This is a genomic window from Pseudomonas sp. ME-P-057, assembly GCF_030208975.1.
GTDB lineage: Bacteria > Pseudomonadota > Gammaproteobacteria > Pseudomonadales > Pseudomonadaceae > Aquipseudomonas > Aquipseudomonas lutea.
This window is the reverse complement of the sequence record NZ_JARVSX010000008.1, coordinates 1-21300: the sequence shown is the minus strand read 5'-3', so window position 1 is coordinate 21300 and position 21300 is coordinate 1. Positions and strand designations below refer to the sequence as shown.

The 21300-nt window shown below is 59.7% G+C and carries 14 protein-coding genes; 4 read left to right on the top strand and 10 right to left on the bottom strand.

Annotated elements, in window-relative coordinates; all coding sequences use genetic code 11:
• Positions 1-24: 24 nt before the first annotated feature.
• Both QRN48_RS03400 and QRN48_RS03395 read right to left on the bottom strand, forming a co-directional pair.
• Positions 25-1920, bottom strand: coding sequence for an immunoglobulin-like domain-containing protein (locus QRN48_RS03400; RefSeq protein ID WP_285348967.1), 1896 nt, complete (start codon positions 1918-1920; stop codon positions 25-27).
• Positions 1921-1991: 71 nt separating this feature from the next.
• Positions 1992-3857, bottom strand: coding sequence for a hypothetical protein (locus QRN48_RS03395; RefSeq protein WP_285348903.1), 1866 nt, complete (start codon positions 3855-3857; stop codon positions 1992-1994).
• Between the two features lie 308 nt (positions 3858-4165).
• On the opposite strand from QRN48_RS03395, the gene QRN48_RS03390 reads away from it, so the two are divergent.
• Complete coding sequence (locus QRN48_RS03390; RefSeq protein ID WP_285348902.1) at positions 4166-6445, top strand: autotransporter outer membrane beta-barrel domain-containing protein; 2280 nt, start codon at positions 4166-4168, stop codon at positions 6443-6445.
• 111 nt (positions 6446-6556) lie between these two features.
• Here the strand turns inward: QRN48_RS03390 and QRN48_RS03385 are convergent, their stop codons facing one another.
• From QRN48_RS03385 to acnA, 5 genes are all read right to left on the bottom strand, one after another.
• Positions 6557-7204, bottom strand: a complete 648-nt coding sequence (locus tag QRN48_RS03385; RefSeq protein ID WP_285348900.1) for a hypothetical protein — start codon at positions 7202-7204, stop codon at positions 6557-6559.
• Between the two features lie 434 nt (positions 7205-7638).
• The gene (locus tag QRN48_RS03380) at positions 7639-8310 is read right to left on the bottom strand and encodes a hypothetical protein (protein WP_285348898.1); all 672 of its coding nucleotides are present in this window, start codon (positions 8308-8310) and stop codon (positions 7639-7641) included.
• Between the two features lie 280 nt (positions 8311-8590).
• Positions 8591-10156, bottom strand: a complete 1566-nt coding sequence (locus tag QRN48_RS03375) for a methyl-accepting chemotaxis protein (RefSeq protein WP_285348896.1) — start codon at positions 10154-10156, stop codon at positions 8591-8593.
• Positions 10157-10256: 100 nt separating this feature from the next.
• The gene (locus tag QRN48_RS03370; protein WP_285348894.1) at positions 10257-11048 is read right to left on the bottom strand and encodes a CPBP family intramembrane glutamic endopeptidase; all 792 of its coding nucleotides are present in this window, start codon (positions 11046-11048) and stop codon (positions 10257-10259) included.
• Between the two features lie 416 nt (positions 11049-11464).
• The gene (gene acnA, locus QRN48_RS03365) at positions 11465-14206 is read right to left on the bottom strand and encodes an aconitate hydratase AcnA (protein WP_285348892.1); all 2742 of its coding nucleotides are present in this window, start codon (positions 14204-14206) and stop codon (positions 11465-11467) included.
• A gap of 235 nt (positions 14207-14441) precedes the next feature.
• Here acnA and rlmM point away from each other — a divergent pair, with 235 nt between their 5' ends.
• Positions 14442-15509, top strand: coding sequence for a 23S rRNA (cytidine(2498)-2'-O)-methyltransferase RlmM (gene rlmM / locus QRN48_RS03360; RefSeq protein ID WP_285348890.1), 1068 nt, complete (start codon positions 14442-14444; stop codon positions 15507-15509).
• Between the two features lie 531 nt (positions 15510-16040).
• Positions 16041-17462 carry an FAD/NAD(P)-binding protein gene (locus tag QRN48_RS03355; RefSeq protein ID WP_285348888.1) on the top strand — a complete coding sequence of 474 codons (1422 nt, stop codon included), beginning with the start codon at positions 16041-16043 and terminating at the stop codon, positions 17460-17462.
• Between the two features lie 42 nt (positions 17463-17504).
• On the opposite strand, the gene soxR is transcribed toward QRN48_RS03355, so the two are convergent.
• Positions 17505-17966 carry a redox-sensitive transcriptional activator SoxR gene (gene soxR, locus QRN48_RS03350; RefSeq protein WP_037011388.1) on the bottom strand — a complete coding sequence of 154 codons (462 nt, stop codon included), beginning with the start codon at positions 17964-17966 and terminating at the stop codon, positions 17505-17507.
• Between the two features lie 179 nt (positions 17967-18145).
• Between soxR and QRN48_RS03345 the strand changes: the two genes are divergently transcribed.
• Positions 18146-18487 (top strand): antibiotic biosynthesis monooxygenase, encoded by a 342-nt coding sequence (locus QRN48_RS03345; protein ID WP_037011386.1) that lies wholly within the window; start codon positions 18146-18148, stop codon positions 18485-18487.
• 53 nt (positions 18488-18540) lie between these two features.
• Here QRN48_RS03345 and QRN48_RS03340 read toward each other — a convergent pair whose 3' ends face one another.
• On the bottom strand, positions 18541-19644 hold the full coding sequence (locus tag QRN48_RS03340) for a sigma-54 interaction domain-containing protein (RefSeq protein ID WP_285348966.1): 1104 nt from the start codon (positions 19642-19644) through the stop codon (positions 18541-18543).
• A 219-nt stretch (positions 19645-19863) separates the two neighbouring features.
• On the bottom strand, positions 19864-21000 hold the full coding sequence (gene ssuD / locus QRN48_RS03335; RefSeq protein WP_037011385.1) for an FMNH2-dependent alkanesulfonate monooxygenase: 1137 nt from the start codon (positions 20998-21000) through the stop codon (positions 19864-19866).
• Positions 21001-21300 lie beyond the last annotated feature (300 nt).

The following is a 21300-nucleotide window of genomic DNA, read 5'->3' as shown; positions in this document are numbered from 1 at the left end:
CTGACCGCCTGACAACAGAGTGGATTAGCGAATCGCGACGCCCAGGCTGTTGTTGATGTGAAGCAACTTGAAGTCCTGGCCGGTATTGAGGTTCTTGACGTAATACCACTTCGCCCCAAATACGTTCTTCGCCACCGTGGAAGACCAATAGTTGGCGTTGCCCATCGGCCAGCGGTTGCCGTAAGCGTTGTAGATCTCGATCAGCTCGTGAATGCTCGGGATCCGCGCGCCAATGCGGGACGCTGCGTTGGAGACTTGGGTGAGATTGCCCGAGCCGACGCCGTGGCATTCGATGACGCCGGTGACGGAGACGGTAAAGCTCTGCTTCTCGCCCGCCGCATCGATGACCGTGATCGTCGCCACGCCGTTGCCGCGTACCGACGTGAGACCGGAGGCATCGACGACCGCCACCTTTAGGTCGCTGCTGGAATACGTATAAGGAGGACGACCGCCACTGGCCGGGCGGAGCACCGTGGTACCGCTCGGGAACGCCGCCGGCAGCAGGCCCGGATAACCCGGGACAAGGTAAACCTTGCCGGCCAGCGTGACCGGCGAGGTGTCGAACACCATGCCTTCGATGATCGACAACTCAAGCGGCTCAGACGCCATGTCGGTTCCGTTGCGAGTGACGATGTACGTCAACGTGGCAGTGCCGCCCGTATCTGCCTCAATGACAGCTTTCGGTACGCCGAACACCAGTTCGGACAGATCGCCAACAGGCGTGACATTGGTTTCAAACGTCTGCTCGCCCACCCAGCGCACGCGCACGAGGTCTTGTTGCTCCATGGCGCGATAGCTGACGCGCACCACCGCATCGGGACCTGCGATCAGAGAGGGACGCAGAACGCCGTCCGGCCCCACGGAGTCCACGGTGGGCGCCGGCAACACCAGTGCCGCGCTCATGATCTTCAGGTCAAGCCGGGCCGATTCCTGCACGGTCCCGCTGGCGCGCGTCACGCTGTAGGTGACCACGACATTCTGGCCGTCGTTGGCCACTACCACGCTGTTGGAGAACACGAGGGCGAACGCCTTGCCGGCGTCGGTGGCAGAAATGAGTTTTTCCTGGCTTTCGTTGCTCTTGGGGCCTTTCCACCGTGCAGTCACGATTTCGCCTTCGCGCAGATTAGCCGATGCACCGATCACCAGCGTAGCGCCGTTCGAGGCATTGGCCGGGTCCAGGATATGGCCGTTGGCTTCGAGGATCACCGGGTCGGGCAAAGGTGTCAGCACCGACAGTTGCAGGTCGATCATCACCGGCTCGGACACCATCGATACATTGCCCGCGCGGTCCGTCACGGTGTAGGTCACGGCTGAGCTTTGCCCGTCGGCCTGCTCCAGAAATGCACGGGTGAAGTCCACCATGACCCGGTTCAGGCCCATGTCGTCTGCATCGACAACCGTCATCGGCCCTTCGGCCGCGCCCCAGTAGGTATGGATTTCGTCACCCGCGGCCATGCCGGTGTAGCCGGCGATCTTGCCGGGAAGCGAGTTGCCCAGGTCTTCCAGCTCGGAGGAGGTCAGGGTGTTTTGAATGGTGTCCGGGAAGATGATGGGGGCGAGTTGCGGGGCGCCGGGGGCGGTTTGGTCGATTTGGATTGTGATAGCGTCGGACCGGTCATACCGCATATTGATCGGATTCATGATTTCGTAAGCCAGGCGATGGTTGCCTTCGACCAGATAAGCTTGAGGGATTTCAAGAGTGAGCAGGTCGCCTGGAACTTCGCTATCTAACGTCATCAGGGAACCAATACGCTCATCGTCCCACAGCAGCTGACAAGTGTATCCGGGGCGAGCGCCATTCCATACTTCAAACTGAACCGGGACTGGGCCAGCGAGCTGGCTCGTTGTCAGCAGCCCGTCTGGAAGTGCGCCGGGTACAGCGGGCGCGACTAGATTTGTTAGTGTTTCACTGGAAATCATGTTGGCCATTTTGTTAATCCTTTATTATGGCGATACAAAGAGCGCGGGCCAACGTGGCCCGCGGTTTAAAGTTAGAGTGAGCAGGTTATCTCAGCCGGATCCAACATATTTACGATGACCCGGGTGGTTTTCGAATTGGCGGGACTTTGATTGCTGCCTTCACTCGGCTCAACTTTGAAAGTTGCTTCGGCGAAGCCAGTACAAATGGTTCGTACGTTTCGATGAGGTACCGTAAAGACATACCCATTGGCAATGTCGTCATCATCGATTCGTCGTGATGCCGTGAAACTCGCAGCGTCGATGGGATTGTTAAAATCGTCGAAGCCTTTGAATGTGAGCGTTACCAATTGATCACGTGAGATATTCACATAAGGCGGGATGGTTACGTCAGCGCCATCAGGGTTTTCGTTAGGCCCCAGGACGCCAGTCGTGGTCAGATTAAACGTGGGTCCCTCGAGCCCATCTGGACCTCCGGGTAGTTCTTCTTTAGATCTGACGACTACAAGTTGCACTGGACTAGATGTGGCGTTTGGATTGCCGAAGCGAGAGATTTTAAAACTGACAGGGATCTCGGCGCCCGTGCCTTGAGCTTTGATGATTTCATTGGAAATTGGAATATTCAGTTCGCGGGCTGCGGTGACGTCGCTGGCTTTGATCTGGTACCACTGGGCTTCAACTTGATCACCCCAGTGAAGATCGATATCGTCTCCATTTTGGAGGTCCATATTCCATTTGATGAGGCCGCGTGCACTGAGCTCGTAGTCGTCTTCGTCAATAAAGTTATCTTCAATATTGGGTCCGGATACGCTTGTCCCTTTTACTACAATGGCGCTAATCGGCGCCACAACCGGTCGTGTCAGAAATACCTCGATCATGCTGTCCAGCGAACTGCCCACAATCTGATCCGCTCGCCAGACTTCGTAGCTCACTTGAACCATCCCTTCCGGGAAGGTCTCAATGGTCTTGAACGGAACCCTTAGCGAAAGAACAATATCGTTTGATTCATCGCCAGGCGAGATTTCTACCGACGTCATTCGGATCTCTCCCCAATACAGCCTGATGCTATCGAAGGCGCTGGCGTCCGGATAATGAGGGATATCAACGCGTATACCTGTTTGAGCCTCGTTGAAATCGATCAGACTGCCAACACCTTCATCAATAACAGGGGCGGGGAAGTCGGTGGGCGCGTCTCTAAGTTTGAGCACGACGGTGGCAGGGTTCGAGAGCATTGATGGATTTCCCGCTCTATCAAATACTTGGTACTTAACAACGTGAGGCTCTTCGCCTATTGAGTCCAGAAACTCGCGAGAAAACTCCAGTTTTACCTCATCCAGTCCCACGTCGCTTTCATTCACCACTGCCTCTGGACCGGGGATGTCACCCCAATAGGTTTTAATCAGGTCGTGCTTTGCCATACCCGTGTACCCGGCCACGTGGGCGGGCAGCACACCGCCCAACGCGGCCAATTCCGCAGAGGTCAATCCACCTTCGATCTCTTTCGGGAATTGGATCGACGCCAATTCAGGTGCACCCGGCGGGGTTTTATCAATGATCAGCGTAAAGGCCGGTGAGGTTTTGGACACTTGGTTTGCCGGATTGGTTACCTCGTAAGCGACGGTATGCTCCCCCTCGCGCGTCAGGAGCTGGGTTTCAATTTCCAGTGTGATTGGCTCTCCAACAATAGCGTCGTCGCTAATAACCTTCAGGGAGCCTGTGGTTTTTGTATCGTAAACCAATTGATACGTATAACCCGGACGGGCGCCGTCCCACACTACAAAATCGATGACGATGGGTGCGGTTAGCATACTAATGGGTACCAAGCCAAAATCGTCCGAGTCATGAAATGCTCCCTTGATATCGGGAGGCATTAATGAGGGATCCAGTTCGGAACCGAGGGGGTTACGAATAACAGTAGGGGTGTAAATGTCATTGTTCATGAGATTTCCTTTGTCATTTATTATTGAATTCGATCGTTTGGTTTGTGCTGATCTGATGTCAGTTCACGTATAAGACGTAATAGAGCTATTGATCGTGTGTCAATATTTTTTTATATGAATTTCTTCGAGTGTCGGAAGCACGCAAGCGGCCGTCAGGTCGATTTTTATTTATTATTTCTGGGTGGTCGCAATGTGAGACAGGTATCACGAAGATTTCAGAAAACTCCTACAGATTTGATGCTGACGAATCGATGTCCAGTTTTATTCCACACGTGGATGCTGCTCAGTCCGATATATGAGGAATATCCATGCAGCCTTCAATGTCAAAACGCTTAAATACCACTTTGGGAGCCTGTGCCCTTAGTTGTCTTTACGCTTCTAGCGCCAATGCTTCCTTCGTAAGCGGCACAAATCATTTTCTGGTTTCTGAAGTGCAGAAAAACGAGAGATCTAGAGACGTCGAGCATTCACTGATGCAGGTGGTCGCTGACGAAGAACTGACCATCGATGCCTCGGTGCCGGCTGACTCGTACGATTTATACGATGATGCAGTGTTGAATATTGTGGGTGGTGGCGAGGCAAGCGCTGTTGATGCAGATAGTTCTCACGTTAATGTTAGAGGTGGTGTGATCACGTCAGGGCTTTTTTTGACGTTTAGCAAAGCCGCTGTCATCGACAGTGAAATCAGCAACGCGGATGGCTTTGGCATATCCATTGGTGCATCAGGGAACAGGATAGGGTACGGCTCTGATGTAAGCCTCATGTCGAGCTCCGTTTCAGGTAAGGACTATGCGATAGGGTTGGGTTTATATGGTGCAGTGCAACTCAATGATACTGAGGTCCGGGGGTTGTCCGAAGACAGTAGCGGGATACTCGCTGCGAATGGAAGGTTGGATGCGCGTGAAGGGAGTCACATATTCGGTGGTGTCAACGGCGTAGAAATTATCGATGGTTATGATTTTTATCCCCCCAGCCCAGAAGACCGACGCACTCAGATTCTTCTTAATAACTCGAGCATAGAAGGCGGTACCGGCGCTGCGATAAAAGTGCACAGACCAGACAAATACGCGACCGAGGCAAACATTCTGGTTGAGAACAGGGCAGAGTTGCGCGCCGGCAATGGCAGACTTTTGGATGTTCAGGACGGAAGCATCGTCAATCTTTGGGTCGATGACAGTGAGTTGAGAGGTAATCTCGTTGCAGATGAATCGAGCGCCCTCAACGTGACGTTGCGCAACGGTGCTCAATTGACGGGAGGACTGATAAACGTGAACACCTTCACGCTGTCCTCCGGAGCTCGTTGGAATTATGTGGGAGGTAACGATATCCGGGAAGTGCATCTGGACGACGGTGTGGTCGCATTCTCGGATGGCACTCATCAAGTTCTCTCTGTGGGCAGCCTTTCGGGTTCTGGCGTTTTTGACATGCGCATCAACCTGGACAATGGCACCGGTGATTTGCTGAGCGTGAACGGCGAGGCGACGGGTCGTTATCGTTTGCGTGTCCAGAACACCGGGCTCGAAGCTGTGCCGGCGGAGTTCGACCCTTTGCGGGTGGTTCATACCGAGAGCGGCGATGCCGAGTTCGGGCTGGTGGGCGGTCGTGCGGACCTCGGGGTGTATTCGTATGGGCTTGAGCGGCAGGGCACGGACTGGTTCATCGTTGGCGAGGGCAAGGAAATCAGCCCGTCCACCCAGAGTGCGCTGGCGTTGTTCAATACTGCACCGACGGTGTGGAACAGTGAGCTGACGACGCTGCGCAGCCGTATGGGTGAGGTTCGCGGTCAGGCGCAGGGCGGTGGCTGGATGCGCACGTATGGCAGCCGTTTCAATGCGTCTCTGGACTCCGGTGTTGACTACAGCCAGAAGCAGCAAGGACTGTCGTTCGGAGCCGACGCGCCGGTGCCGGTCGGCAACGGCCAGCTGTTGCTCGGGCTCATGGGCGGTTATAGCAAGTCGGACCTGGACATCGGCCGAGGGACTTCCGGCGAAGTCGACAGTTATTACGTGGGCGCCTATGGCACCTGGTTGTCGGAAGGCGGCTATTACGTGGACGGTGTGCTGAAACTCAACCAGTTCCATAACGAGTCGAAGGTGGCGATGAGCGATGGCACCAAAGCGAAGGGCGACTACAGCAGCAAGGCAGTCGGCGGATCGCTGGAGGTTGGCAAGCACATCACCCTGAGCGACGCGTATTTCGTGGAGCCGTTTGCGCAGGTGTCCAGCGTCTGGATTGATGGGAGCAGCTACACCCTCGACAACGGCATGCAGGCCAAGACCCGTCAGACCCAGTCGGTTCTTGGCAAAGTCGGCAGCACGGTAGGCCGCAGTTTTGCCATGAAGGACGGTGGCGTGGTCAAACCCTATGCGCGGCTGGCGCTGGCCCAGGAGTTCAGCCGCAGCAATGACGTCAGCGTGAACGGGCAGCGTTTCGACAATGACCTGTTCGGCTCCCGCGCGGAGCTGGGCGCCGGTGTTTCGGTGTCGTTGTCTGAGCACCTCCAGGTGCATGCTGATTTCGATTACATGAAAGGTGAACATGTTGAGCAGCCTTGGGGTGCCAATGTGGGTCTGCGCCTGGCGTTCTGACGCTCGCGTGGGTTGATTGAAAAAGCGGTATGAGCCCGGACTTCAGTGATGAAGCCCGGGCTTTTTTACGCTGGGCGCCAGGCATAGAGTCTCGGCGCCTGGCGCATCAGCTCACGGCTTGGGTTGGACCCGGCGACGTCGCGGCGGGCGGCCCGAAGGCGATGCCTTGCCCCGACGTTTGCTCTGGCGGGGCAGTTTGACGGTCAGCGTCTCCGAGATGCCGACGAGCTTGGTCCGCCGAACCACTTCATAGCGCACCTCGACTCGCCCGCTTTCGTAGTCCCCCAAGGCCTCGTTGTTCAGGTATTGAACCTGGCGTGGACCATTTCGCCCCTCGACTTTGCCAACCGTGGTGTAGAACGTGTTCTGGCCCCAGCGCAGCTTGAGGTGATCACCAAACCACAGCTTCGAGGAGCGCGGGATATTGATGTAAATGCCCATGTGCAACTGAGCTTCGGTAAGGGCATCCGCGTCGCCGCCGGTGATGTAGGGCGCGCTGAACACAGGCGTGGGGTTCGGATCTTGAGAATCGTGATGCCAGGGAAATCCCGGCACGTTCGCCAGATGCCCGACATAGAAGTGCGGATTCTCTGCCGCGCCCTGGCCGCTCGGCGGCTCGGCAATCAGATGCTCATAAAGCGGCACCGAAGATTTGCCGGCCGGTTTCTTCAGGTTTTTGCTGGCGGTATTTGCAATAGGCCCATTCTTGTCTTTGTTGGATTCATCGGGTGGTGACTGGAGTGTTGGTTGTATATCCATGTCATCTTCCATTGGAACTCCTTGATCAGATCGCTAGTGCGAGAATTACAGGGCTAAATGCCGTGAGCCTGTTTGTAGGATTGCGCGCTTCACGTGCCTATCATCGATTCCAAAAATAGTACTGTCAAACAAGCGCAATGCATGGGTTTGCGTGGCTTCTTTGAAAAATATTTGCTGTTGAATCACTCCTTGATATGTGAATGCGGCGTATTTCAAGGGTTTGAGCCCTCGATTTATATAAATATGTGTTCCGCGTAGTCTATAAAACTTTGATAGTCCATCAGACACTTCCTACGGATATGTAGGTTCTCTGGAACCTACATGCTGAAAATAAATTTAAATATTTTTCCGTGGTGGATTTGTTGACAGAACCTCCATGCATAAGCGTGGAGGTCGTAACCTTCGGTATTCAGATGAAGGGTGTATACGAGCCGTTACAATTGCACCGACACGAGGGTCGGCAGGCTGGTGATGGAGGTATTGCCTGCGCGGTCGGTCACGGCGTATTCGATGGACACCATTCCAGGTGCATGGGGTTGCAGGTGTTCGCGAGTGAAGCCGATCTCGACCGGACGCAATGTCAGCTCGTCCGCTGTCACCGTGTGGTTCGGGCCCGGGCTGCCGTTGAGCAGTGTCTGAACGACATCGCCCTGCTGCATGCCGGCGTAACCGGGCAGCAGACCGGTGAGCTGGTCGCTGAAGGTGGCGGTGGGGAAGATGAGGGGAGCGAGGAGGGTTGCGCCGGGTTGGGTGCGGTCTACTTTCAAAGTGATCGCCGGAGACGGAACGTGAGATTCGGAAAAAGGGCTTGATGCCATATAGGCCAGTTGGTAGGAGCCTTCCGATGCAAGCAGCTTTTGATCCAGCAATACCTCAACGATATCTCCAATGACATCCTCTTCAGTGATGGATCTAATATCCCCAACCCGATCGCCATTTAACATCAGCTGAAGATAATACTGGGGCTCCGCAGCTTCCCATACCCTAACGCCTACCGGGATCGGTTTTTCCAGATCTTCCTTATTAAGCAGGCCATCGCTAGCGCTAGCAATGCTAACCAATGGCGGGGTGAGTGGAATGGGTGCTCTGGCGTAGTCATTGCTCATGAGTTTCTCCGTCAACGCACTCTCTGTTTTCACATGTACGGAAAGTGCGCTTCATTAAAATGATTGGCGAGATCAACGATAATCCACCTCGTGGTGGTAACTATTTATCGTCTCTCAGCAATCAACTAATAGACTTCAACAAAACCTGTCAACAGCCGAACCTGTGTTCTTATCAAAAAAAACCAGCGTGCAATACTTTTCAGAAATGTCCTACTTATCTTCCATAACAAAAAAGCCCCGGCAGTGTCGCTGCCGGGGCTTTCTTATATCGCCGTGTTTATCAGCGGTTGAAGCGCTCCACCAGGGAGTACTGGGTATTGGCGGTTTGTGTCAGCTCTGCACTCAGCGTGGCAGAGCGGCGGGCTTCGTCGGAGGTCTGGTCGGCCAGGTGGGCGATGGTGCTGATGTTACGGCTGACCTCTTCGGCGACCGAGCTTTGCTCTTCGGTGGCTGCAGCGATTTGCGTGGTCATGTCGGTGATGTTGGCCACCGCGTCGCTGATGCCCACCAGCGCTCTGTCGGCTTCCATGACCTGCTCAACACCTTCTTCGGCCTGACGACGACCTGTGTTCATGGTCTGTACCGCGTTGTTGGCGGTGTGTTGCAGCTTGGCGATGAGGGAGTGGATCTGGCCTGTGGATTCAGTGGTGCGTTGCGCCAGTTGGCGGACTTCGTCGGCAACGACCGCGAAACCACGGCCCATCTCTCCGGCGCGTGCGGCTTCGATAGCGGCGTTGAGGGCCAGCAGGTTGGTCTGGTCGGCGATGCCTTTGATGACGTCGACGACACCGCCGATTTCGTCACTGTCCTTTGCCAGCTGGGTCACGGTCAGGCCGGTTTCCCCCACGGACGTTGACAGGCGCTGAATGGCTTCGCGGGTTTCGCTGGCAATCTCGCGACCCCGACGGGTCAGCTCGTTGGCCTGCTGCGTGGCATCGGCAGTGCGCTGCACGTGATTGGCGACTTCCTGAGTGGTCGCGGCCATCTGATTGACGGCGGTGGCGACCTGTTCGGTTTCGACGCGCTGGCGTTCCAGACCGCTGGAGCTGGCCTGGGCCAATGTGTCGGACTGCCGCGCCTGAGCATTCAGGTGCTCGGCGGTGTCCTGGAGCCGGGTCAGGCAGGTCTTCAATCGGGCTTCCTGGCTGAGGATCGACATTTCCAGGCGCGCCTGAGCACCACGACTGTCGGTGTACATCTGCGCGATCAGCGGGTCGGACGTGGTTTGCTCGGCCAGACGCAGCAGGCGCTTGAGGCCGCGCTGTTGCCAGCTCAGGCCCAGCAGACCCAGTGGCACGGAGAGCGCAGCGGCCAGCAGGAAGCCCCACGGGGAGTTCAGCCAGACGCCGATCAGAAAACTCAGCTGGCTGACCAGAATGAACGGCAGCCAGTCCTGCAACATCGGCAGCCATTTGTCACGGCCTGGCACAGCGGTCTTGCCGCTGTTGAGGCGTTTGTAAAGCGCTTCGGCGCGGCGGACCTGTTCGGCGGTCGGCTTGATGCGCACGGACTCGAAGCCCACCACCTGTTTGTTCTCGAAAACCGGGGTCACGTAGGCGTTGACCCAGTAGTGATCGCCGTTCTTGCAGCGGTTTTTGACGATGCCCATCCACGGCAGGCCCTGCTTGAGCGTGGCCCACATGTGCTCGAACACCGCAGACGGCACGTCGGGATGGCGCACCGTATTGTGCGGGGAGGTGATCAGCTCATCTTTGGAAAAACCGCTGATTTCTATGAAGGCGTCGTTGCAATACGTAATGACGCCGCGCGCGTCAGTGGTGGAAATCAACCGTTGCTGCGCCGGGAAAGTCCGTTCGCGTTGGGTGACGGGCTGGTTATTTCGCATGAGCTATTCGATCCAGGAAGGCTTTGACGAGTTATCGGCCCGAGGCAACAAAAATTAAGTTTTTGTGAACTGCGTCATGCTGCGGATGTGCTCGTACGTCTCAGCGGTCAAACGTCGGGTATGTCAGCAGGCTGAAATGCAGCAGGTTCAGGCCAAAATGGGTGAGCACTGCCGCCGGCAGCCCGGCGAGACGATAGGCGACTCCATAGCCCAGGCCTGCCATGCCGGTCAGAAGTGCCCATTCCCACCCGGCACCCACGTGGGCCATCCCAAACAGTGCCGACGCCAGGAGGATCACGACAGCGTCATGGTAAGGCAGCCGCCGTAAGCATCTTTGCAGGCCGCCCTGAATGTAGCCTCTGAATAGCAGCTCCTCCGTTAGAGAAACCAGCAGAAGATTGTTGACGGCCCAGATGCCTGCCTGCTCCGGCCACTTCGGTGACCAACCGACGATCCCCATCACAACAGCGGCGTTTAAACAGAGGGCGGCAGTGACTGGCAGGGTGATTGCCGTCACGACTGCCCAGCGCCGTGGATTGAACACGATAAACACCCAGGGGCAGGCCAGCGCGATCCACACGCCGATGAGGGGTTTGTCGAGATGCAAGTACATCGAATACGGCGAGGCTTCAGGGCTGAGACGCTCGCCGGCGATCACCCTGGCGCTGAAAAACCCCGGCAGCCAGTGGCTGGCAAGCCCCGCCGTGAGGGCAATGAACAGCAGGTGGCCAAAGGCCCGAACGGCAGGGTGCGGGAATCGGTTGACGCACATCCAGGCCATGACCAGCAAAGCCAGGGTGACGACCACCGGAACGCTCAGTTGGCCGTACAGCAGGGCAACGCTGTAGCCAACAGATAACAGGAAGAGGGCAGTCCAGCGTTGCGCCGACATGGCGTCATCCTTGGATGTCGGAAAAGGCTGGCGATTCTAGCGTTTAGTAAACGCGGGTGTATGTCGGATCTTGAGGGTGTCGGTCCGAATATCGCGTCGATGGTGGATGATGCGGTGTAGGGCGTTTCCGACGATTGCTGGAGATCGTGCAAGCATCTTCCCGGCTAAAGCCGGTCCCACGGAAAGCATTCGCTGTTCCAGGACCAGCTCACCAATCCTCCTGGAAGCATGCGCTGTTCTGTGGGACCGGCTTCAGCCGGGAAGGGGCCATCAGCAGCAGTATCAATTCCTCATTGTCAAAGCTGACGTCTTCCCGGCTAAAGCCAATCCCACTGGAAGCATGCGCTGTTCAGTGGGACCGGCTTTAGCCGGGAAGGGGGCGATGCAGGCGCGGCGGGGTGTCCGCCGCGCTTGAATCAAGACGCGATCAACTGGCGCAGCACGTAGTGCAGAATGCCTCCTGCCTTGAAGTACTCCACTTCGTTGACCGTATCGATTCGACACAGCACGTCGATGTGGTCCTGCTGCCCGTTCTCACGTGTGATCTGCACGGCCAGGCTCATGCCCGGCTGCAGATTGGCACCGGTCAGGCCGGTGATGGTCAGCACTTCCTTGCCGGTCAAGCCGAGAGTCTTGCGGCTTTCACCGCTGCGTAACTGCAATGGCAACACGCCCATACCGACCAGATTGGAGCGGTGAATACGCTCGAAACTCTCGGCGATGACTGCTTTCACGCCCAGCAGATTGGTGCCTTTGGCGGCCCAGTCGCGGCTGGAGCCGGTGCCGTATTCCTGACCTGCAATGATCACCAGCGGCGTGCCTTCTGCCTGATAGCGCATTGCGGCATCGTAGATCGGCAGTTTCTCGTCGGTTGGCACGTGCAGGGTATAGCCGCCTTCTTCGCCGCCGAGCATTTCGTTGCGAATGCGGATGTTGGCAAAGGTCCCGCGCATCATCACTTCATGGTTGCCGCGCCGCGAGCCGTAGGAGTTGAAGTCCTTGTATTCAACGCCCTTGCTGCGCAGGTAGCGGCCCGCCGGGCTGTCCAGCTTGATGTTGCCGGCCGGTGAGATGTGGTCAGTGGTGACCGAGTCGCCGAGTACTGCCAGCACGCGCGCCTGCTGCACATCGGCAATGACCGGCAGGGGTCCGGCAACATCCTCGAAGAACGGTGGATGCTGAATGTACGTCGAGTCCGGCTGCCAGACGTACGTCGCTGCCTCAGGCACCTGGATGGCCTGCCACTGCTCATCACCCGCGAAGACCTCGGCGTACTCCTTGTGAAACATGCCGGTGCTGACGTTCATCACAGCGTCGGCGATCTCCTGCTGAGTCGGCCAGATGTCGCGCAGGTAAACCGGCTGGCCGTCCTTGCCTTCGCCCAGGGGTTCGCTGCTCAGGTCGATGCGCACACTGCCGGCCAGCGCATAAGCGACCACCAGCGGCGGCGAGGCCAGCCAGTTGGTTTTTACCAGCGGGTGCACGCGGCCTTCGAAATTGCGGTTGCCGGACAGCACCGACGCGACGGTCAGGTCCGACTGCTGGATGGCTTTTTCGATCGGGTCGGGCAGCGGCCCCGAGTTGCCGATACAGGTGGTGCAGCCGTAACCGACCAGATCGAAGCCCAGCGCGTCGAGGTATTCAGTGAGCCCCGCCGCGTTGTAGTAATCGGTCACGACCTTGGAGCCCGGCGCCAGTGAGCTCTTCACCCACGGTTTGCGCTGCAGGCCTTTTTCCACGGCTTTTTTTGCCAGCAAACCCGCTGCCATCATCACACTCGGGTTGGACGTGTTGGTGCACGAGGTGATCGCCGCGATCACCACCGCGCCGTTTTTCAGGCGATAAGTCTGGCCGTTGTATTCGTACTCGGCTTCGCCGACCTGCGCCGCGTTGCCCACCGCGACACCGCCGCCGCCTTCGCTTTCCAGCCGGCCCTCTTCGTGTTTGCCGGGTTTGAGTGCCAGGCCCAGGAAGTCGCTAAAGGCCTGGGACACATCGGGCAGGGCCACCCGGTCCTGCGGGCGTTTTGGCCCGGCGAGGCTGGCGACCACCGAACCCATGTCCAGCTCCAGTGCATCAGTGAACGCCGGTTCCTGGCCGGGCAGCCGCCACAAGCCCTGGGCCTTGCAATACGCTTCGACCAGTTGCACCGTTTCGTCCGGGCGCCCCGACAGGCGCAGGTAATCCAGGGTTACGTCATCGACCGGGAAGAAGCCGCACGTTGCGCCGTATTCCGGCGCCATGTTGGCTATGGTGGCGCGGTCTGCCAGTGGCAAATCCGCCAGGCCGTCGCCATAGAATTCGACGAACTTACCGACCACGCCTTTCTTGCGCAGCATTTGCGTCACCGTCAGCACCAGGTCGGTAGCCGTGATGCCTTCACGCAGTTTGCCGGTCAGTTTGAAGCCAATGACTTCGGGGATCAGCATCGACACGGGCTGACCGAGCATGGCCGCTTCCGCTTCGATGCCGCCGACGCCCCAACCCAGCACGCCGAGGCCGTTGATCATGGTGGTGTGGGAATCGGTACCGACCAGTGTGTCCGGGAAGGCGTAGGTGCGGCCGTCTTCTTCCTTGGTCCACACGGTGCGGCCGAGGTATTCCAGGTTCACCTGATGGCAGATGCCGGTGCCCGGCGGTACCACGCTGAAGTTGTCGAACGCATTCTGGCCCCAGCGCAAAAAGGCGTAACGCTCGCCGTTGCGTTGCATCTCGATGTCGACGTTCTCGCCGAAGGCCTTGTCGTCGCCAAACCGGTCAACCATCACCGAGTGGTCGATCACCAGGTCCACGGGCGACAGCGGGTTGATGCGTTGCGGGTCGCCGCCGGCCTTGGCCACGGCAGCGCGCATGGCTGCGAGGTCGACCACCGCTGGCACGCCGGTAAAGTCCTGCATCAGTACGCGCGCAGGGCGGTACTGGATTTCTCTTCGGGATTTGCGTTCGGTCAGCCAGTCGGCGATGGCCTTAAGGTCGTCACCGGTTACCGTGCGGTTGTCTTCCCAACGCAGCAGGTTTTCCAGCAGTACCTTGAGCGACATCGGCAGTTTGTCGAGATCGCCCAGCGTGCGCGCGGCATCCGGGAGGCTGAAGTAGTGGTAGGTTTTGTTGTTGACGTCGAGTGTCTTGAGGCTTTTCAGGCTATCGAGGGAGGGCATGACTGACTCCTTGACGGTCCGTGCAGCTCAGCGCGGACGGGCGAACGAACGGTAAGAAGGGCGTGTTTCAGCGCTCTGTGTGGCGCCTTTTATGTTCATTGAGTAGTACTGGACCCGCCGGCTGAGCCAGTGGTTCCTGATTCGGCTATCATGCGCCGCTTTCGAGTCATTGAGGTTAATCCTCATGTACAGCTTGCGCTGCGACCCGGTTCGTGGCGCGCGAGGAGACCGTCCTGTGAACACCCTTTTCATGCATTGCCGTCCCGGCTTCGAAAGCGAGGTCTGCTCGGAGCTTAGCGAGCACGCCGCGCGCCTTGAGGTGTCCGGCTACGCAAAGGCAAAGACCGACGCCGCCTGCGCCGAATTCATCTGCACCGAGCCCGACGGCGCCGAGCGGTTGATGAACGGCCTGCGTTTCCGCGAGCTGATTTTCCCCCGGCAATGGGCGCGTGGCGTGTTCGTGCAGTTGCCCGAAACCGACCGCATCAGCGTGATCCTTGAGCACATGGCCGGCTTCGTAGCGTGCGGCAGCCTGTGGCTGGAAGTGGTCGACACCAATGACGGCAAAGAGCTCTCGACCTTCTGCCGCAAGTTCGAGGCGCCGCTGCGCAAGGCCTTGGAGAAGGCCGGCAAGCTGGTGGACAACCCGAGCCTGCCGCGCCTGTTGCTGACCTTCAAAAGCGGGCGCGAAGTGTTTCTCGGGCTGGCCGATGCGAACAATTCGGCGATGTGGCCCATGGGCATCCCGCGCCTGAAGTTTCCCCGGGAAGCGCCAAGCCGCTCGACCCTCAAGCTGGAAGAGGCTTGGCATCACTTCATTCCCCGCGATCAGTGGGACGAGCGCCTGTCCGGCGACATGACCGGTGTGGACCTGGGCGCCGCGCCGGGCGGTTGGACCTATCAGCTGGTGCGACGCGGCATGCTCGTTACTGCGATTGATAACGGGCCGATGGCCGAAAGCCTGATGGACACCGGGCTGGTCCAGCACCTGATGGCGGACGGCTTTACGTTCAAGCCGCGTCAGCCGGTTGACTGGATGGTCTGTGACATCGTTGAAAAGCCTGCGCGCAACGCCGCATTGCTTGAAACCTGGCTAGGGGAGGGCCTGTGCCGCGAAGCGGTGGTCAACCTCAAACTGCCGATGAAGCAGCGTTACGCCGAGGTGCGACGTTTGCTCGAGCGTATCGAAGACGGCTTCAAGGCCCGCGGCGTCAAGGTGGCCATCGGCTGCAAACAGCTGTACCACGACCGCGAAGAAGTCACCTGCCACCTGCGGCGACTGGACATGAAGCGCAAGGCCTAAAGCCGGTGGTCTTGCACGGCGTGACGGCAGGGCGGCACCTGTAGGAGCCGGCTTGCTGGCAAACGCGGAGGGTCAGCCTGCATCTGCAGCGGCAGACAGCCGGATGGGGGTAACGCTGCACCTGTAGGAGCCGGCTTGCTGGCGAACGCGGTGGGTCAGCTTGCATCTACGGTGGCGGTAAGACCTGTTCGCGGGCAAGCGCGCTCCTACAAAGGAACACCGCAGCAGCCTGGCCCGATGGTGGTCCCCAAAGAAGAACATCGCCAACGCACAGGCAGTGCCGATGACCCCGCATCGTGGTGACTGGGTGACGGGATGATGGCGGTGTGCCGGGGTGCGCGGGATGACGTGGTAGCGGGGTGACGCGGTCACGCTGCACCTGTAGGAGCCGGCTTGCTGGCGAACGCGATGGGCCAGCTTGCATCTGCGCCAACAGCTGGCGAATCCGGTGGGCCAGGCTTGCATCCAGGGTGGCAGTGGGATTCATAATCCGCCGTGCGCGCCCGCGTGGCGAAGAATAGGCGAGAAGCAATGACTCCTGAACACAACCCACCGGACGCTGACGTCCTTATCATTGGCGGCGGCCTGAGTGGCACCCTGCTTGCCGTGCAGCTCCTGCGCCTGCCGGGTCAGCGACGGATCGTCATCGTCGAGTCGCGCAGCGAACTGGGGCGCGGCGAGGCCTACAGCGCCACCGAACTGGGCCACACGCTAAACGGCAACGCCGCGCGCATGAGCGTTGACCCGGACGACGCCGACGATCTCACCCGCTGGTTGACCGCCTACATCGCCTCAGGTGGCTGGCCGGAATCCGATCAGCAACATGTTCCGGTCGCCGAGCTGTTTCCCCCACGCGGCATCTTCGGGCTTTACGTCCAGCAACGCCTCGCCGAAGCCCAGGCCGTCGGCGAGCGCTTCGGCTCTACCGTCGAGCACGTGCGCGGCGAAGTCACTGACCTGCAAGTCGAGGCGTCCGGCGTACGCGTCAGCCTGGCCGGTCACACCGAGCCTTTGAACGGCCGCTTCGGCGTACTGGCCACCGGCATGTTCGCCGCCGCCCGTACGCCTCAACGCGACTCCAACGCCCTCAACGCCGCTGCCGTCGACCCCTGGGACGTCAATGCCATGCGTCAACTCGACCCTCGGGGCCGCGTGCTGATCATCGGCTCAGGCCTGACCATGGTCGACGCCGTGGTATCGCTTGAGCAGGCGGGGCATCGAGGCCCCATCGATGTGTTCTCTCGCCATGGCCTGCTGCCCCATGTCCGTCGACAACCGCCAACATGGCCGGATTTCCTCGGCGCCGACCACGCCATTCGCAGCACCCGGCAGTTGGTCCGGGCGTTGCGCGAACAATGCCGGCAGGCGGCAGAGCAAGGCATCGACTGGCAGGCGCCCCTCGACACCGTGCGCGTGCACATCCCACGGTTGTGGAGCCAGGCGACTGACCTGCAGCGCCGCCAGTTCGTACGCCATGTAAGGCCGTGGTGGGAGAGCCATCACCATCGCTCGCCACCGACCAGTGCGCAATTGCTGGATCGGCTGATTGCAGAAGGCCGCCTGCACGTGCATGCCGCATCGTTGCTCGACGTTGAAGACTCGCCGGCCGGGGAGGTGCGCATACGCGTGCGTTATCGCGGCCGGGAAGACGCCAGCACAGAACGCGGCACTGCGCTCATCAACTCCACGGGCATTCAGTACGACTGGCGGCGGGTCGACCGGGCATTACCGCGCAACCTGCTCGCACGCAGACTGATCAAGCCCGGCCCGCTGGCGCTGGGCATCGCCGCCGATGCCGGTGGCGCAGTGCTGGACGCAGAAGGCGCCGTTTCATCACGCCTGTTCGCCATGGGCCCCCCGTTGCGTGGCCTGTGGTGGGAAAGCACCGCCGTCAACGATGTCGCCTCGCAAGCCAAGGCGCTTGCCGCGCGATTGGCGGCAGCCAGCCTGTAACCGGGCGATGCATGCCAGGCACTGCCGGCCCGGAGGCAGTGCTCAATCCTGATCCAGCAACTGCGGCCCGGCGCCGCGCTCGCCCAGGCTGTCGCCGAAGTTGCGCAGCGGGCAGGCCTCCATCGACAGGCAGCCGCAGCCGATGCAGCCGTCGAGTTGGTCGCGCAGCGCGGTGAGGCGGTTGATCCGCTCGTTCAAGTCGGTTTTCCAGCGCTCGGACAGCCGGGTCCAGTCATCCAGACTGGGCGAGCGGTCCTGTGGCAGGGTTTGCAGCGCGGTCTGAATGGTCGCCAGCGGGATGCCCAGACGCTGAGCGGTTTTAATCAGGGCCACACGGCGCAGCACATCCCTGGGGTAGCGACGCTGGTTGCCGGCGTTGCGCTGGCTGCTGATCAGCCCTTTGGCTTCGTAGAAACGCAAAGCGGTGATGGCCACGCCGCTGCGTGCGGAGAGCTGGCCGACGGTAAGTTCGCGGGCAATTGGCGGGGCGTCGTGTCCAGGCATGCAATCTCCGAAGCTGGCAGAAGAAGCTTGACCTCAAGTTAACTGGAGGTTTTAACCTGCGCAGCATCCCGTGTCGGAGCTTGCATGGCAAGCGGCACTCCGGCGCAAGAAACGTATGGGCTACAGCCGGACCGCGCCCCATCCTGTCAGCACCCAACCGCCATCCCTGGAGAGCCCTCATGACCCCAGTTACCGCCCACCTTCCGTTCAGCCAGTTCGTCGAGTTTGCCGTGGACCCGCGCCATCAGGCAGGGCTGGTGGACGCGCTCAACGACCGATTCGAACGCTTCACCCGCACCTACCCCGGCTTTGTCTGCGCCAGTGTTCAGGTCAGCGAAGACCGGCGGCGGGTGCTCAGCCATGTGCAGTGGCTGTCAAAACGCGACTGCGAGCGCGCGTTTGAGAATGCCGAAGAAGGCGAGGCGGACATGTGGGGGCTGATTCGTCAGCACCGCGCCACCTCGATGACGTTCAACGCGTACGAAGTGGCCGCCCAAATCGTCGGACCGCGCCACAGCTAAGCTCGGATCAGCCTGGCTCGGCAGATCAGAACAACTTCGCTCGGGCCATAGCGTTACACCGACAAATGCAGCATGCGGTCGCCCTGGGTCTGTTCACCCGGACGGCGTTTGTTGACGGCCAGTTCGCCGATCTTGATCAGCCGCGCGCGCACGACGTTGCGGCTCAGGCCCAGCAGTTGGGCGGTGTGCACCTGGTTGTAATGGCTGAAGCGATACGCGGCCCGCAGCAAGGCGTCCTCGACCTTTTCGTGCAGCGCCCCGGCCTGTTCTTCGAACAACCGCTGGAACGCACGGGCCAGCAGCGCTTCGGTGGAATCGTCCACCGCCAGTGAAGCGTCCTCCTGACGTTCAAGGCGCAAATTCGACAGGCGCAGGTCGCTGGACTGAATGATCCCGTTGCGGCAGATCAGCAGGGTGTGGTGAATGACGTTTTCCAGCTCGCGGATATTCCCCGGCCAGCCGTAGGTGCGCAGCTTGTGCTCGGCCTCGGCGCTGATCTGGATCGGCCCGCAACCCAGTCGCTGGCTGTAAACCTCGATGAAGTGGCGGGTCAGCGGCATGATGTCGCCGGGGCGCTCGCGCAGCGTGCTCAAGACCAGATTGACCACGTTGAGACGGTAAAACAGGTCTTCGCGGAAATGCCCGGCGTTGATCGCGCGTTCCAGCTGCACATTAGTGGCGGCCAGCACCCGCACGTTGATCGGCGTACTTTTGCGCGAACCCAGGCGGACCACCTCGCGCTCCTGCAGCACGCGCAGCAGCTTGACCTGAATCGCCAGGGGCAAATCGCCGATTTCATCGAGAAACAGCGTGCCGCCGTTGGCTTCTTCAAACCAGCCGGCCTTGGCGCTCAGGGCACCGGTGAACGCGCCTTTCTCCTGACCGAACAGCTCGGCTTCCACCAGTGACTCGGAAAACGCGCCGCAATTGACGGCCACAAAGGGCTGATGACGACGGCTGCTCAGGTTGTGGATGTGGCGCGCCACCAGCTCTTTGCCGGTGCCGGTCTCGCCGATGATCAGCACGCTGGCGTCGCTGGGCGCGACTTGTTGAATATGGGCCAGCAGGGCCTGGGATCTGGGGTCTTCGAACACTTGCGCGGTGGCGCGAATGGACGTGGCCAGAGCCGGCGAGGGCGGAAGGGTCAGTAGTTGCATGTGGGTCACTTGTGGTTGGAACGGTAAGCTGGCTGCCATGAAGGACTCCTTGTCGCGGTCGCGCAGCACGCGGGCTATCCCTGCAGGAGCGACCGGGGGGGCGCTCCACTTTGCTCGCGATGGCGGCGGGTCACTGGAGCAAGGGGTGCAGATAGATCCCTATCGCGAGCAAAGTGGAGCGCCACCCCGGTCACTCCTACCGGGTGAGCGGTTGCGGATTTACTTCTGCGGTGGCAAATCGTTGGCGATCATCTCGCCGAACGGCCCGGTTAGGTTGGTGATGCCGCGGCCGGCCAGGCTGCGATACGGCTCGGGCAGCAGCGGGAAGACCAGCTCGGCAAAGCGGTAGGCCTCTTCCAGGTGCGGATAGCCGGAGAAGATGAAGCTTTCGATGCCCAGGTCCGCGTATTCCTGAATCCGCGCAGCGACTTCCTGCGGATTGCCCACCAGCGCCGTGCCCGCGCCGCCACGCACCAGGCCCACGCCCGCCCACAGGTTCGGCGCGATTTCCAGGTTGTCGCGGCGGCCGTCGTGCAGCGCGGCCATGCGCCGCTGTCCTTCGGAGTCGAAGCGCGAGAAGGATTTTTGGGCGGCGGCGATGGTTTCATCGCTGATGTGCTCGATCAGGGTGTCCGCGGCTTTCCAGGCTTCTTCGCTGGTCTGGCGGACAATGACGTGCAAACGGATACCAAATTTCACGGTGCGCCCCTTGCGTGCGGCGCGCTCGCGGATGTCCGCCAGCTTCTCGGCGACAGCGGCGGGCGGTTCGCCCCACGTCAGGTAAACGTCGACCTGATCGGAGGCCAGTTCATGGGCCGCCTCGGACGAGCCACCGAAATACAGCGGCGGGTAAGGTTTTTGGATGGGTGGATAGAGCGCTTTGGCATTCTGCACTTTCAGGTGCTTGCCTTCGAAGTCCACGGCTTCGCCCTGCAAGACGCGGCGCCAGATCTGCAGGAATTCGTCGGTGACCTCGTAGCGCTCGCTGTGATCGAGGAAGCTGCCATCGCCACGGTTTTCATCAGGATCGCCGCCGGTCACGACGTTGATCAGCAGGCGTCCACCGGACAGACGATCCAGGGTTGCGGCCATGCGTGCCGAGACCGTGGGTGAAATGATGCCTGGCCGGATCGCCACCAGATAACGCAGGCGCTCGGTCAGCGGCACGAGGGCCGAAGCAATCACCCAGGAGTCCTCGCAGGAACGGCCGGTGGGGATCAGCACGCCGTGGTAGCCCAGATCGTCCGCCGCCTGCGCGACCTGCTTGAGGTAGTTGAGCGTGACCGGGCGCGCGCCCTTGGTCGTGCCCAGGTAATGGCCGTCGCCGTGGGTCGGTAGAAACCAGAAAACATCCATGAGAAATCCTTCGAGCAGATACGGTTGGCTTATAACAAGTGCGTCAGTTATAGAGGCTCCGATTTATTCCGTAAAAGAACTGAATCCCATATTTTTATAACGTTTGGAGATATGGCTGCGTTTCGCAGTGAATACGAGCCTGCCTGAAACACCCCACAGATCGTCGATTTGTAAGAGCCGGCTTGCTGGCGAATGCATTTCAAAAGGCACCGTTGCACTGAATCAATGATCGGGTTCGCCAGCAAGCCGGCTCCTACAGTGGATTTGTGTTGGCAGGGGATGCCGGCTCCTACAGTGGAT

Coding starts and splice junctions, on each gene's coding strand:
- QRN48_RS03400 (WP_285348967.1), bottom strand. CDS start 1,920: ATGATTTCCAGTGAAACACTAACAAATCTAGTCGCGCCCGCTGTACCC.
- QRN48_RS03395 (WP_285348903.1), bottom strand. CDS start 3,857: ATGAACAATGACATTTACACCCCTACTGTTATTCGTAACCCCCTCGGT.
- QRN48_RS03390 (WP_285348902.1), top strand. CDS start 4,166: ATGCAGCCTTCAATGTCAAAACGCTTAAATACCACTTTGGGAGCCTGT.
- QRN48_RS03385 (WP_285348900.1), bottom strand. CDS start 7,204: ATGGATATACAACCAACACTCCAGTCACCACCCGATGAATCCAACAAA.
- QRN48_RS03380 (WP_285348898.1), bottom strand. CDS start 8,310: ATGAGCAATGACTACGCCAGAGCACCCATTCCACTCACCCCGCCATTG.
- QRN48_RS03375 (WP_285348896.1), bottom strand. CDS start 10,156: ATGCGAAATAACCAGCCCGTCACCCAACGCGAACGGACTTTCCCGGCG.
- QRN48_RS03370 (WP_285348894.1), bottom strand. CDS start 11,048: ATGTCGGCGCAACGCTGGACTGCCCTCTTCCTGTTATCTGTTGGCTAC.
- acnA (WP_285348892.1), bottom strand. CDS start 14,206: ATGCCCTCCCTCGATAGCCTGAAAAGCCTCAAGACACTCGACGTCAAC.
- QRN48_RS03355 (WP_285348888.1), top strand. CDS start 16,041: ATGACTCCTGAACACAACCCACCGGACGCTGACGTCCTTATCATTGGC.
- soxR (WP_037011388.1), bottom strand. CDS start 17,966: ATGCCTGGACACGACGCCCCGCCAATTGCCCGCGAACTTACCGTCGGC.
- QRN48_RS03345 (WP_037011386.1), top strand. CDS start 18,146: ATGACCCCAGTTACCGCCCACCTTCCGTTCAGCCAGTTCGTCGAGTTT.
- QRN48_RS03340 (WP_285348966.1), bottom strand. CDS start 19,644: ATGCAACTACTGACCCTTCCGCCCTCGCCGGCTCTGGCCACGTCCATT.
- ssuD (WP_037011385.1), bottom strand. CDS start 21,000: ATGGATGTTTTCTGGTTTCTACCGACCCACGGCGACGGCCATTACCTG.